We start from the raw sequence: 13,567 nt of genomic DNA, 5'->3' as shown, positions 1-13,567 counted from the left end.
CGCTTCGCACGAGGTACAGGAAAGTGTCGGCATACGGCTATATCCGATGCAGGCGAAACTGCTTAATTATTCTTGATGAATAGGCGAGGCCGACAAGGCACAAGATGGTCGCGTAGCCGCCGAACATGGCTGATACACTGAAGTAACGGCCCAGCAAATAACTGGCCGGGCCTACCAGGCAGGCCATCACGACTGAATACGCCAGATATGGCTCCTGCTTGTGTGCGCGGGCATAGGTGGCCTGCGAAGAGATGATGTGGTTTGCCAGCATCGCGGCTATTAGCGGCAGGAATTGAACTGGCTCCAAAATTCTGTTGGCGAACTCAACATGCAGGCGCGAGAGGCCATATAAGGTGACCAGCAATGCAATGGACGCGATCACCAGCATTACGAAGGATTTGAGCAGGGCACTTTTATAGAGCGCATCCAGCTCGTCATATTTCTTCTTTGCTATGAAATCTCCGAACCGAGGTGCTTTGGTAGCCACCCAAGACATAGCAAAAGCGGAAAGCGTATTGCAGATTGCGATGCTCATGCCAACTTGGCCGGCCGCCTCCGCGCCGTGGAAGCGAAAGATAATAGGATTGAAGATTTGAAAAACAAAATACCCGCTCAACCAGCTTACGGCGATACGCCACTGTAGCGGCCAGATTTCCTGCCGCCAGGAAATGATATGCGCGGATCTCTTGTGGGCGATGATGTCCGAAAGCAGTGGCCGCAGGCTGACGGACAGCCAGATCAAACCGATCGCGAACATCGCAGCGGCCGATGCGGCGGTTGTCCACAGCCTGCCGCCCAGTAACAAGACAGTCCAAGCCAGCACATTTGAAACAATGGACTGCAGGAGTCGCATCCTGGCGACTTTCGCCACAAGGCCGCATCCTTCGAAGAAGGAAATGATTGGGCTTAGGGCGAGATTGCCACAGGAACATAGCACTAGCACAAGCCAGGGCTTGAGCCAATTTACCTGGTCGCTGGTGGGAGACGCATTGAAAAACCAGATTCCGGCCGGAAACACAACGAGGAACATCAGGACCGCAATCAGTCCGTACCACCGTGCGGCCAGCCAAAGCAAGGAATAAAGCCGGGCTTGGCAAATCGCGTCGCCCGAGATGTGTCGACCGCGCCAGGTGAGGTGCGCCATCTCGTGAGCGGCGAACTGCGCGATGACGCCGCCAAAGCCCAGTTCAAAGAAGATCTGAAGGGCGAGCAGGCTGGCAAAGGTGTAGAAAAAACCCTGCTCAACACCGGTGAGGTGCCTGGCCACCAGCACCAACGACGCTATGCCGGCCAGCACCGTCCAGCCTTTGCCGAGTATGACATAGGCAATCGCAGGGTCGATACCGGCGATGCGCAAGAGGGATTTGACGATCATGCTGAGGCTAATGTGGTGTTTGCATTCGGATCGCCACGGTCGCTCGGCCGATACGGCGGCTCTCCGATCTTGAACGGCCGCGCCCTTTGCTCGATGTTCAAGATACCGAAGCTAATGCACGCACCGGTGGCGTGGGAGCAGCCCGCTCTCGGAAATAGGGCGGACCGCTGACACTTGTCTCACGTCCACCGCTAAGTGAGAACCCAAGGGGGCTGGTTTGGCAGTGAGAAGTAGTTATTCCAAGACCATTGTCTGATTAGGAACTCGCATTCCGGCGCTTATTGTTGGGGGAACGCCATTCTTGTGCGACCTCTTGCCATGTTGACGAATGCCGAGTACGACTCGACGCGATGCCCTCAGCAATGAATGCATATACGAGCGCACCGACCAAGCCGGCTGCAGCGGCGAAGATCGCCAGTAGCAAGGGCCGCGGGCCTGACCTCTGATCGGGTTGCGTAGCCCAAGTGATCTTTAACTGATCCCTTTCTTCTTTTTGAGCGAACTCCAGGCGGCTCTTAAGGCGCTCCGTCAAGGCGTTCCAGTAGGAGTATTGCTGTAGAGTCGTGACCGCTGCAGCGAGTGCGCCGGGATCGGATAGGTCACGATGATTGCCCTTTCCTGCCGTCAAACGCTGCAAGCTGCTGAGCTGATCCTGCATCTTGACTATCTGGCTTTGGACCAGATCCGAGGTGCCTCCCTGGCGCGTGGCTCCTTGGGCCTGAAGAGTTGCCTCGGCCTGAATATCGGCAAGCGCTACTATTCCGTAGCGATCCGAAGGAGATATCCTCTTCAGCTGATCCTGGACCTGGGCGGAATTAAGAAGCTTTTCCGCGTTAACTTTGTCCTTCTGGGCTGCCTCGTAGCGTAGTTCGAGGGCGTATCGAGATTGCGAAATATCCAGAAGCCGCATGTCGTAGAGATTTCTCTCCAGCGCACGACCTGCGGTATTGGCAACCTTTGCTGCGAAAGCCGGATCCCTATCTATCGCGATTATGTCGAGATAGGCATCCTTGTTGTTGACGGTAACCTTGACGTGCGCCGATATCGCTTGCCGCGTAGCGGTCTGAGTCGCTGTACTATAATGTTGCGCCAATCCCAGCTCTGCCGCAATTTGATCCAGCACCAGCTCGTTATTCAGAATCCAGCTGTATGTCTGCACATTCTTGGATGGTGCCACCCGAAGTGTCGCCGTGTACTGCTTGGTCATCAGGAGGCTCAGGCCATAAGCCAATACTGCCAGCACTACAGGTGTCAGTATTATTGCGCGCTTGTGCCTAATGAGCATAATCAGCGCATCCAGTAGCGGTGGGCGATTGATTTCTTCTGTCTTGATGGGCGGGGGGCTATACATTACCTTCAATAGCTCAATTTGAGCGGGCGAATATTGGTTGCGTAAGCAGCTACCCGCGAAAGGGTAGCCGAAGAGTTTCGCTTTTCCGGGCCAGCTTACAACAGTACTGTCGGGATCTGTGCAAAATTTGCGATATCTTACACGATCAGCAGAAGGCGCTTTTCGTTATGTGGGTAGCTAAAGCGCAACTTTCATTCGGGCGGGGGTGAGGCCCAAGACGTGAACCTGCCTGGTTTGTGGCTAGGTAGGTCAGTCGCGAGACATAGTGCAGTTCAGTCCCAGCGGATTTGTATGGGGACCGCAGCCGATCGAGGTTCCCCTTGCTACACAGGCGCTTCCGGTTAGCGCACCCGCGTCTTGTTGCAGTCTCACCATGAGGGCGGTCGCTGCTTCTCGGAGATAGATCGGTGCCTTACGCCGGAGCACTAGTCGTCAATCCCAGAACACCCAAGGGGCAAAGTTGCGCGCCGGCCTTGCACTTCGTGTAGTACATGTGCAGCCTAAAAGACCCCGCCCTCGTCGCTGACCAAGGGCCTTCGCAAAGTAAAAAAGCAGCCTGCTTGTCAGCAACATCCCATGGGGGGTAGACGCGGGTGGCCTGGGCTTGTCCTACCGGGCCATTGTTCCCGTAAAACATGGGGAGCGCGCCAACTCCAGCCGCTTGCTGGCAATGCGGTTGCGGCGTATGTGCCCGGGACCTGGTGGCCGTTCCCTGTCCCCTCGATTGATCTGAATTTATTTTTTGCGTTTCACGCTACCGTAGAAAAAATGGAGGTCAGTTAATGACTGTCTACGTGGTTGCCTCGTTGTGTGTTGTAGGCTTGGCCATCGGACAGGTCTTATTTAAAATCAGCTCCGCGGCCCTAGCGGCTAGCGGGTCCCTGTTTAGCCCCAGCAGCGCCGTACCCCTCGTTGCTGCAATATGCCTCTATGGCGCCACGTCGATTGCGTGGGTTTGGGTTTTGCAAAAGATCGAATTGGGCCGAATCTATCCGCTAATGGCTCTCGCCTTCGTGTTTGTGCCAATCGGGAGTCACCTGATTTTCGGTGAGCGCTTTTCGGCTCAGTATTTTGTCGGTGTTTCGCTGACCATGGTAGGAATCGTAGTTGCGGTACGAGCTTAACTATGAAATTAGCCGCAGTTTATGAAATTGTTACGAAGAAGGCGTGGCCGCAATTTGCTGCGTTCCTTTCTTTGATCAGCCTTCTGCTGTCAGCAGTTGTTCCGCCACTTCGGTCACCGGATGAGCGTGATCACATCAAGCGCGCTTATCTCCTGACCCGAGGCCAGATCATTCTTCATACTCTGGCCGAATTGCGTCGTCGCGGCGAACTCGACATGGCGCGCGCCATTGTCGACAGTTCCCCGGTTCGCGCCATGCTGGCGGGAAAAAAACCGGCCCGAACCCAACGGACCGGCGCACGCTGCGGCAGCAAGCATCACCTCATCGTCGACGCGCAAGGCATCCCGCTCGCGGTCATCCTGAGCGGCGCGAACAGCAACGACATCACGCAACTCGATGCGCTGGTCGAGGCGATTCCTCCCATTCGCGGAAAGCCCGGACGCCCGCAGCGCAAGCCGAAAATCGTCCAAGGGGACCGGGTTACAGTTCCGAGCCGCACCGACAGCGCTTGCGCAAGCGCGGCATCACGCCCGTGCTTGCCAAAATCGGCTCGCCACACGGCAGTGGGCTCGGCAAAACGCGCTGGGTCGTGGAGCGCTCGATTGCTTGGCTCCACTCGTTCAGACGCCTGAAGATTCGATACGAACGATATGCCCATGTCCACGACGCCTTCCTGTCCCTTGCCTGTTCACTGATTTGCTGGAGCAGGCTAAAGCCCTTCATGAATTAATTTCGCAACAGCTTCTAAGAGTCGCCGGAGGCGGCGCCAGTTGTGGCGCGCAGCTCGCCAGGCAAGCAGCGGTTCATGGACTGGCTTATGCGGGGGCGATAGCAGTTGCAGGCCGCGTGCGAAGCACCAAAGCTAACCCAAAGATTAATGCAACGGCATTAGCCATGGCATAGCCCAGCACAGCCCCGCGTGCACCCAGACGCGGTACAGCAATGAGATCGACCGCTACCGTCGTTGCGAGCACCAGCGCCCACTTCACTGCTACCCACCGCGGCTTGCGCAGAAACACCGGCAATAGACTCAACCCTACATCTGCGAAAACAAGCGTCGACGCCAGCGCAGCCAACCGCAACAGCACAACCGATTCGCCGAACGCCTGCCCGTACAACAACTGAACTACCCATTCAGCACAAAGTGCCAGGATGATCGCCCCGCAAAGCCCGACTGCTGTCACGCCGCCAGTTATGCGCAGCACATTCCGTCGTGCCGCGCCCACCGACTGCTGCCCGAAAACATATATCGGCGCAACCCCGGCGGCCAGGATCGTGGCGATAGTCGTAAAATTGTCCAGCACTTGCATCGTCGCGGCATACGCCCCCAGCTCCGCAATTGGCACGGATGGCTTGAGAATCAGTTGGTCCGCACGGCGAGCGCACACCATCAGCATGAAGCTGACCCAGAACAGTGTCCCATCGCGCACCAGGTCTCGGGTCAGCGACGCGTCGCGGGTTGGTACGGTACGGGGCGCGCGTGACAGGTAATACCAGGCTAGCAGCGCAGCGGCAATCAGCGGTTCGATGGCAAATGCCGTTGCATAGGCGGGTACAAGATTGACTCCGCTAAAGAACAGTGCACCAATCAGCCCGGCCTTGGCAGCCAATGCAATGAGGTTGAAGACTACGTTCGGCCGGTTATGCGTACGCGCCTGCATCCACGCGATGACCACGCCGAACGGTTCGCGCAGCATGATGGCCGTGCCGAGGATGGCTGCGGGGATCCATGTGTCTGCCGGCTGTTGTGTGAATGCCAGGTAGGCGCACATCAGCGCATAGCCGGCAAGGCCTGCGGTCAGGCGGATCGCAAAGGCATGGGCGAGCAGCGCGTGCATGGCCTCTGGATCTGGTCGGGCGACGAGCCGTGGCACCACGACTTCGGCAGAACAGATCAATGGAATGGACGCCGCGATAAACACCAGCGACTGTGCATACTGGAAATGCCCGAACCCCTCGGCGCCGAGCGCGCGTGCCAGCATGGCTACGACGCCGATTCCCACGGCCACCTGCAGGCCTCGGTCGGCCAGCATCCATAGCAGATTGCCTGCGACTCTGCGGCGCATCAGCGTTCTTCCTTCAGTTTTCCGTACTGCGCCAGCCATAGCTGCGCCACCGCTGCCACATCGAACCGGCTGACAATCTGCTGGCGGCGGTGGTCTCGTTCGGACTGGGTTCCCGGCAGCCGGGCGATGGTGTCGCGCAGGGCGCGCGTCAGGGCATACGCGTCCCCGATAGGCGTCAGCGTGGCGGTGCTGCTGGCTAGCTCCGATACGCCTGCTGCGTCGGTGGCCACCACGGGCAGGCCGCTGGCCAGCGCTTCGGCTACGGCAAGCGGCATGCCTTCGATTCGCGACGACAGCACGAAAACATCGGCAGCTTGCAAAAGCTCCGGAATGTCTCTCCTGACGCCGGCCAACAGCACAGCATGATTCAACCCATGCTTTTCAATCTGGCTCGCCAGTTCGGCACGCAGCGGGCCGTCGCCGGCAATCATCAGTCTGGCCTTCGGTATGAGACGGCTCACTTCGCTGAAAGCCTCGATCAGCGTGGTCTGATCCTTCTCCGGGACCAGACGGCCGACGTTCAGAACCAGCACGTCGTCAGGGCCGAGTCCCAGGTCACAGCGCGTGCGTTCGCGCGAAGCGCTATCCGGGCGAAAGCGGGTGGTATCGATGCCATTAGGCATTACGATCACACGCCCGTCCGGCACCGCGCCGCTTGCCACCATCGCCTGTCTGCCGGCTTCGCTCACGTGGGTCGTCAGGGCGCACCATCGGTCCGTGGCGCGGTAGGCGAGGGCGCGCAACCGGCCGCCTTCGCGCGCGCTGTGGGCGGAGCAGATGACTGGCGGCATGTGCCCGGTCCTTGCCAGCGCGCGTGCGAAAAGGTTGGCGTGGACCATGTGGGCATGGATCACGTCCGGGTGCCATTGGTGCACAAGTTGCCGCGCTTTGCGCAGCGCCCCAAGCATCGACAGTGGCGTCTTGCGCATGTTCAGTTCGGTCACGCCGACGTCGGGGGGCAGGTCGATTTCCTGGCCTTTGGTGAGACTGAGGATGGCGACCTCGTTGCCGAGCGCCACGAAGGTGCGTGCAAGGGCGGCGATCTGCTGCTCCGCGCCGCCTAGCTTCAGGCCTGTGGTGATGATCAGGATGCGCAGTGGCCGCTGCACGGCGAACTCGCCAGCCGCACCCATCAGCGTGCCCCGTAGCCGGTCGCGAGGGTGCGCAGCGTCTTTACCGCAATCAGCAAGTCGAGGGCCAGCGAGCAATGCTTGACGTAGTACAAGTCATAGCTAAGCTTGGTCACAGTCTCTTCACGACTGCCGGCATACCCCTGCTGCACCTGCGCCCACCCCGACAGCCCGGGCCGCACCAGGTGCCGGTACGGGTAGTAAGCGATGGTCTCAGAGAACTCCTCGACCATCGGCGCCTGCTCTGGCCGCGGGCCTATCAGGCTCATATGCCCCAGCAGCACATTCCAAAGCTGGGGAATCTCATCCAGCCGGTACTTGCGGATGACCCGCCCGACACGCGTGACCCGAGGATCGCGGCGCGCGGCGAACATGGCAGGCGCGCTGCTGTCGACGCCCATGCTGCGGAACTTCAGCATTACGAAGGGCTTGCCGAAGAGGCCGACACGCTGCTGGCGGAAGATGGCACCGCCAGGTGACTCCAGCCGGATCGCGAGTGCAACGGCGAGGGCCAACGGCATGGCAAGCGGGGCCAGGCAAAGGACGGTCACCATGTCGACCGCACGCTTCAGGTAGCCGTACATGTAATGGGCTGCGTAGTCGTCCAGGAAGTTCTCATCGATATGTGCCAGACCGACGCGGCCGGTTAGCATCTCGCCGACGCGCTCCACCGAATACATCCGCACATGGCTCATCTTGTAGTGCGCCAACAGACGGGTGCGTTCCGGGTCGCCGGTGGCGCTGCGCTCCACCATCAGCCCGTCGAAATGCCTTGCGTCTTCCAGCGATCCGATCGGCTCGAAGCGGATGCGGGCTGGTGGTGCCGCGCCGGGCATGGCGAGTATGGCCTCGAGTTGTGTCAATGTCTGCGGATCGGTATAGCCGAACAGCGGCACGTAGTTCTGCACAAAGCGGCGGTAACCGGCCCAGACCCAGGTCAGTGTGATGAGGTACGCCAGCAACAGGGCACCGCGTGAATACTCGATATGGAACGCGGCAAAGCAAAAAAGCAGCCCGCAGAAGGGCAGCGTGACCGCCAGCCCGGCCAGGCTGTTGCCTTCCATGGCCGGCAGGTGCAGCGAGCGGCTGAGCAACATGAACGCGCACAGGTACGGCACAACCGACCATAGCAGCGTGCGCGTGAACACATAGGTGACGAAGCCCGCGCGATGGGCCATCTCGGCGAATATCGCGCTGATGGCAAACAATGCCAGGCCGAGCACCGCCCACGTCAGCATCCGGCTCACGCGGCGCACGGTCTCGGAGCCGCCGATGCGGCCGCGCAGTGCATGATGGCGCAGGCTGTCGGGCTTTGTGTTCATCATGTGGGCAGGCTGGCGCCGCGTGGATTGCTTGCCAGCGCATCGCGATAGACGGACCAGGTTGCCTCGGTCATTTGGTCCAGGCCATAGTGTTGTTCCCATCGGCGGCGCGCGGCACTGCCGAGGGCGCCGCGCAGGGCGGAGTCTGAGGCCAGCGCTTCCAGCGCCGCCGAGAATTCGGACTCATCGTCGTGGTCGACCAGCAAGCCATGGCTGTTGTGCCCGATCTGCTCGCGAATGCCAGGCAGGTCCGAGGCGGTCACGGGCAGGCCAGCGCGCATGGCTTCGAGCACAGACAGCGGAAAGCCCTCATGGTCCGAGGCCAGCACGAAAGCCTGCGCGGATGCCAGCAGGGCGGGGATGTCTGCCACGTTGCCCGGAAAACGAACGCGCCCGGGTGCTAGCTGCTGCGCAAGTTGTTCCATGGCCGTTCGCTGTGGGCCGTCGCCGGCCAGCACCAGTTCGCAATCGCGCAGGTTGGCTCGCGCAAAGGCGCGGATGACCGCATCGGGGCGTTTCGGCGCGGCAAAGCGTGCGACCATCACCAGCCTGCGCAGCGGGGCCTGGGGGGCGGCGCGATGCGCCGTGTCCGGAATGCCATTGGGGATCACTGCAATCCGGTCTGCGGGGACTGGCAGTGAGCTGGCAAGCCGGCGCTCGGCCTCGGCAACGCAGATCACGCGCGATGCCAGCGGTGCCAGCAGCCATTCCGCCGCGCGCGCGGCCAGCCGTTGGCGCCAGGGGGCTTCGGGTTTGAAGGCAAAACCGTGGACCGTGTAGACCACGGGTAATCCCAGCCGCAGGCCGGCAATGCGGCCAAGCGCGCCCGCTTTGGCGCTGTGTACATGGATCAGGTCGGGTGCCGCTGACTTCAGCGCGTGCACCAGCTCGTGCAAGGCCGTGACGGCGCGCCAGGGGGATAGGGCGTTGTCCAGCCGGGTCAGCCGCCTGGTTTCGGCACCAGCGCGGGCGGCAATATCGAACAGCGGCCCATCGCCGCCTGCGAGCAAGACCGTTTCGGCGCGGCCCTGCATTGATTGCAACAGATCGCCGACATGCGATTGGGCGCCCCCGATCTCCGAATTGGTGATCAGATAGGCAATGCGCAGGCGCTGCGAAGGCTGGGCGGGTCTCAAGTGTTCGTACGAGTCTGGCTGGGTCGAGGCCGCCACATGCCCCGGCGAAATCTGCAGGAAGGTAGTCGCCGGATGCTGTGACGGTTACGGCCGGGCGCCATGGCATCCCGGCGGCAGGGCGCGGCCCGGCGCATAAAACGCCGCAAGGCGTAGGACAGACACCGAAAATTGTGACCACCGGTGATAATGCGGCGATTATACCGCCCGGTGGCTGTGCAATCCGGCAAAATACGTCCTTTGGCGAGCCGCAGTTCCCTATGCCAGGGTGCGGCGCGGCCGACAACCGCTACAGGAAGCCACATGCAAATCGATCCCTCCATTTTCAAAGCCTATGACATCCGCGGCATCGTGGGTAAAACGCTCACCCGCGACGTTGCTCGCCTGATCGGCCTGTCGTTCGGTTCGGCAGCAGCAGAGCTTGGCGAAAAGACCGTCGTAGTAGGCCGCGACGGCCGCCTCTCCGGCCCCGACCTCATCTCCGGCCTGGTAGAAGGCCTGCGCGCTGCCGGCCTGGACGTGATCGACATCGGCCTGGTAGCCACCCCCATGGTCTACTTCGCCACCAACATCGAGATCGACGGCGTCCGCCCGACGTCCGGCATCATGGTCACCGGCAGCCACAATCCGCCGGACTACAACGGTTTCAAGATGGTGCTGGCCGGCAAGGCGATCTATGGCGAGCAGATCCAGGCGCTGCGCCAGCGGATCGAAGCCGCCCAGTTCAGCAGCGGTGCCGGCACCTACAAGCAAGTCGATGTGCGTCAAAAGTATCTCGATCGCATCATCAGCGACGTCAAGCTGGCCCGTCCGATGAAGATTGCCCTGGATGCCGGCAACGGCGTGGCCGGCGCCTTCGTGGGTGACCTGTTCCGTGGCCTGGGCTGCGAAGTGACGGAGCTGTTCTGCGACGTGGACGGCAACTTCCCCAACCACCACCCCGATCCCGCACATATCGAGAACCTGCAGGACCTGATGAAGGCCCTGCGCGAGACCGACTGTGAGCTGGGCCTGGCCTTCGATGGCGATGGTGACCGGCTGGGCGTGGTGACCAAGGGCGGGCAGGTGATTTTCCCGGATCGCCAGCTGATGCTGTTTGCTGAAGAGATCCTGTCGCGCAACCCGGGTGCCCAGGTCATTTACGACGTGAAGTGCACCGGCAAGCTGGCCCCGTGGATCCGCCAGCACGGCGGCGAGCCGCTGATGTGGAAGACCGGCCATTCGCTGGTCAAGGCCAAGCTGAAGGAGACTGGTGCGCCGATCGCTGGCGAGATGAGCGGCCACGTGTTCTTCAAGGACCGCTGGTATGGCTTTGACGATGGCATGTACACCGGCGCGCGCCTGCTGGAGATCCTGTCGCGCCAGGCTGACCCGAGTGCTGTGCTGAACGCCCTGCCGAACGCCAACAACACGCCGGAGCTGCAGCTCAAGTGCGCGGAGGGCGAGCCGTTCACGCTGCTGGACAAGATCAAGGCGAACGCGAAGTTCGAAGGGGCGCGTGAGGTGATCACCATCGATGGCGTGCGCGTGGAGTATGCCGATGGCTTCGGCCTGGCACGCCCGTCCAACACCACCCCGGTGGTGGTGATGCGTTTTGAGGCGGACAACGATGCCGCGCTGGCGCGTATCCAGGCGGAGTTCAAGCGCGTGATCCTGGCAGAGAAGCCGGATGCTCAGCTCCCGTTCTGAGCGCGCGACGGTGCCCCCGGCATCGTCGGACGCGGCCGGTGTGGCGCAGCCCACGCCGGCCGCGGTGGCTTTCACACTGCCGGAACGGCCGCGCATACTGCTGGTCAAGGTGTCGTCTCTCGGTGACGTGGTGCACAACATGCCGCTGGTGCACGATCTGCGCGCGCGCTGGCCGGGTGCCGAGATCGACTGGGTGGTGGAAGAGGGCTATGTCGAGCTTGTCCGGCTGTTGCCGGAGGTGCGCCGGGTGATCCCGTTTGCGCTGCGGCGCTGGCGCAAGCGCATCCTGCAGGGCGGCACCTGGCGCGAGGTGGGCGAGGTGCGTGACGCGTTGCGCCAGGAGCGCTATGACGCGGTGATCGAGAGCCAGGGTTTGCTCAAGACCGCGGTGGTCGCGCGCGTGGCCGCGCGGGCGCCCGGTGCGCCGATTATCGGGCTGGGCAATGCCACGCAGGGCTCCGGCTATGAGCCGGCGGCGCGGCTGCTATACACCGATCCGGTGCGCGTGCCGCGCCAGACGCATTCGGTGCGGCGCTCGCGCTTGCTGGGCGCTGCGCTGACCGGGCTTGCGCCGGCGGAGCCGCCGCAGTTTTTCGGGCCTGCCGCGCAGTCGCTGCATGTGGACGATCCGCTGTGGGGCGACCTGCCTGCGCGCTATGCGGTGTGCTTCCATGCGACTGCTGGCGCGCGCAAGAAATGGGCGGTGCAGAACTGGCATGCGCTGGGCAGGCGGCTGGCTGATGAGGGTCTGGTGATGTTGTTGCCGTGGGGCAATGACAAGGAACGCCAGGCTGCCGAAGAGATCGCTGCCGGTGTGCCGCAGGCGAGGGTGTTGCCGCGTTTCTCGGTGATGCAGGGTTTCGGGCTGATCAACCGGGCCGAGGTGGTGATCGGGGTCGATACGGGCCTGGTCCATATCGCCGCGGCGTTGTGCCGGCCGACGGTGGAGATCTATACGGCCACGTGGCGCTGGAAGACTGAGGGCTACTGGTCCGCGCGCATCGCCAATGTCGGTGACGACGGCGTGGTGCCGTCGGTCGATGAGGTCTACGACGCGGCTTGCCGCGTGCGCGGAGTGGCTGCCTGATGCTGCGTTTGCTCTATAGCATGTTGTGGGTGGTGGTGCTGCCGCTGGCGCTGCTGCGGCTGGCCTGGCGTGCGCGCAAGGAGCCGGGCTACGTGCAGCATGTCGGCGAGCGCCTGGGTGTCTACGGCAGCCTGCCCCGGAAAGGTCCGTGGTTATGGGTCCACGCCGTGTCAGTAGGCGAGACCCGCGCGGCGCAGCCGCTGATCGACGCGCTGCTCGGCGCCTATCCGCACCACCGCCTGCTGCTGACGCACATGACGCCGACCGGCCGCCAGACCGGTGCACAGCTGTTCGGCAAGGAGCCGCGCATCCTGCAGTGCTACCTGCCGTATGACCTGCCATGGCTGGTGGGGCGGTTCATGCGATATTTCCGGCCGCAGGCGGGCATGCTGATGGAGACGGAGGTGTGGCCCAACCTGGTGCGTGGCGCGCGCAAGGCGGGGGTGCCGTTGTATCTGGTCAATGCGCGCCTGTCGCCGCGCAGCTTCCGGCGCACGGCGCGGTTTGGGCGCGCGGCGGCGGTCATGTATGGGGATTTTGCGGGCGTGCTGGCGCAGACGGCGGGTGATGCCGACCGCTTTCAAGCATTGGGCGTGCCGGCGGTGCAGATCACCGGCAACCTGAAATTCGATATGCAGCCGGCGCCGGCAGGCGTTGCGCTGGGCGAGCAGTTGCGCAAGGCCTTTGGCACGCGTGCGGTGCTGGCGGCCGCCAGCACGCGCGAGGGAGAGGAGCCGATGTTGCTCGATGCCTTCTCCCGTTGGCAGTCGCTGGCGGGCGATGTCCCGCGTCCCGCTCTGCTGCTGATCCCTCGTCACCCGCAGCGCTTCGATGAAGTTGCCGCGATGGCAGCGCGTGCCGGGTTCTCGGTCGAGCGCCGGAGTGCACTGGATCTCAACGCGGTCCAGTCGCCGCTGACTGCCGATATCGTGCTGGGCGATTCGATGGGCGAGATGGCGATGTACTTTGCGGCGTCGGATCTTGCCTTTATCGGTGGCAGCCTGCTGCCGCTGGGCGGGCAGAACCTGATCGAGGCCTGCGCGGTCGGCACGCCGGTGCTGGTTGGCCCGCATACCTACAACTTTGCGCAGGCGACGGAAGACGCGATTGCCGCGGGCGCTTGCCTGCGCGTCGACAATGCCGATGCGCTGATGCGCACTGCGGCAAGCGTGCTGGCCGACCCAGCCCGGCTCGCGGATATGCGCGCGCATGCGCACACCTTTGCGGGCCTGCATCGGGGCGCCACCGTGCGCACCCTCGCTGCGCTGGCCCCGGCGCTGGAAGGCTGAT

9 protein-coding genes and 1 pseudogene are annotated in these 13,567 nt (G+C 62.4%); 4 read left to right on the top strand and 6 right to left on the bottom strand.

Annotated features, from left to right (window positions below; all coding sequences use genetic code 11):
* Positions 1 to 37: 37 nt before the first annotated feature.
* Together A3A5_RS38555 and A3A5_RS0114280 are read right to left on the bottom strand one after the other, a co-directional pair.
* Positions 38 to 1,375 carry a hypothetical protein gene (locus A3A5_RS38555; RefSeq protein WP_018311245.1) on the bottom strand — a complete coding sequence of 446 codons (1,338 nt, stop codon included), beginning with the start codon at positions 1,373 to 1,375 and terminating at the stop codon, positions 38 to 40.
* Between the two features lie 256 nt (positions 1,376 to 1,631).
* The gene (locus tag A3A5_RS0114280) at positions 1,632 to 2,660 is read right to left on the bottom strand and encodes a Wzz/FepE/Etk N-terminal domain-containing protein (RefSeq protein ID WP_232431352.1); all 1,029 of its coding nucleotides are present in this window, start codon (positions 2,658 to 2,660) and stop codon (positions 1,632 to 1,634) included.
* 1,372 nt (positions 2,661 to 4,032) lie between these two features.
* Here A3A5_RS0114280 and A3A5_RS41525 point away from each other — a divergent pair.
* Positions 4,033 to 4,580 (top strand): annotated as a pseudogene (locus A3A5_RS41525) (IS5 family transposase); the annotation flags it as partial.
* An 85-nt stretch (positions 4,581 to 4,665) separates the two neighbouring features.
* Here A3A5_RS41525 and A3A5_RS0114265 read toward each other — a convergent pair.
* From A3A5_RS0114265 to A3A5_RS0114250, 4 genes are read right to left on the bottom strand one after another with little or no spacing between them, the layout of a single operon-like run.
* Positions 4,666 to 5,916 carry a lipopolysaccharide biosynthesis protein gene (locus A3A5_RS0114265; RefSeq protein ID WP_018311241.1) on the bottom strand — a complete coding sequence of 417 codons (1,251 nt, stop codon included), beginning with the start codon at positions 5,914 to 5,916 and terminating at the stop codon, positions 4,666 to 4,668.
* Positions 5,916 to 7,049, bottom strand: a complete 1,134-nt coding sequence (locus tag A3A5_RS0114260) for a glycosyltransferase (RefSeq protein ID WP_018311240.1) — start codon at positions 7,047 to 7,049, stop codon at positions 5,916 to 5,918. Before A3A5_RS0114260 ends, A3A5_RS0114265 begins: the two co-directional genes overlap by 1 nt.
* A complete protein-coding gene (locus A3A5_RS0114255) occupies positions 7,049 to 8,368 on the bottom strand; it encodes a sugar transferase (RefSeq protein WP_018311239.1) in 1,320 nt (439 codons plus the stop codon). Before A3A5_RS0114255 ends, A3A5_RS0114260 begins: the two co-directional genes overlap by 1 nt.
* Entirely contained in the window at positions 8,368 to 9,504 is a 1,137-nt protein-coding gene (locus A3A5_RS0114250; RefSeq protein WP_018311238.1) for a glycosyltransferase, read from the bottom strand. Before A3A5_RS0114250 ends, A3A5_RS0114255 begins: the two co-directional genes overlap by 1 nt.
* A gap of 300 nt (positions 9,505 to 9,804) precedes the next feature.
* Here A3A5_RS0114250 and A3A5_RS0114245 point away from each other — a divergent pair, with 300 nt between their 5' ends.
* Genes A3A5_RS0114245 through waaA form a run of 3 tightly spaced genes read left to right on the top strand, consistent with a single transcriptional unit; the run spans position 9,805 to position 13,566 of the window.
* Positions 9,805 to 11,190, top strand: a complete 1,386-nt coding sequence (locus A3A5_RS0114245) for a phosphomannomutase/phosphoglucomutase (protein ID WP_018311237.1) — start codon at positions 9,805 to 9,807, stop codon at positions 11,188 to 11,190.
* Positions 11,171 to 12,277, top strand: coding sequence for a lipopolysaccharide heptosyltransferase I (waaC, locus tag A3A5_RS0114240; RefSeq protein ID WP_018311236.1), 1,107 nt, complete (start codon positions 11,171 to 11,173; stop codon positions 12,275 to 12,277). Before A3A5_RS0114245 ends, waaC begins: the two co-directional genes overlap by 20 nt.
* Positions 12,277 to 13,566 carry a lipid IV(A) 3-deoxy-D-manno-octulosonic acid transferase gene (waaA, locus tag A3A5_RS0114235; protein WP_018311235.1) on the top strand — a complete coding sequence of 430 codons (1,290 nt, stop codon included), beginning with the start codon at positions 12,277 to 12,279 and terminating at the stop codon, positions 13,564 to 13,566. The genes waaC and waaA overlap by 1 nt, the downstream gene beginning before the upstream one ends.
* Position 13,567: the final 1 nt, after the last annotated feature.

Source organism: Cupriavidus sp. UYPR2.512 (assembly GCF_000379565.1).
Taxonomy (GTDB): Bacteria; Pseudomonadota; Gammaproteobacteria; order Burkholderiales; family Burkholderiaceae; genus Cupriavidus.
Note: the sequence above shows the minus strand (reverse complement) of the source record. Positions and strands in the feature narration are given on the sequence as shown.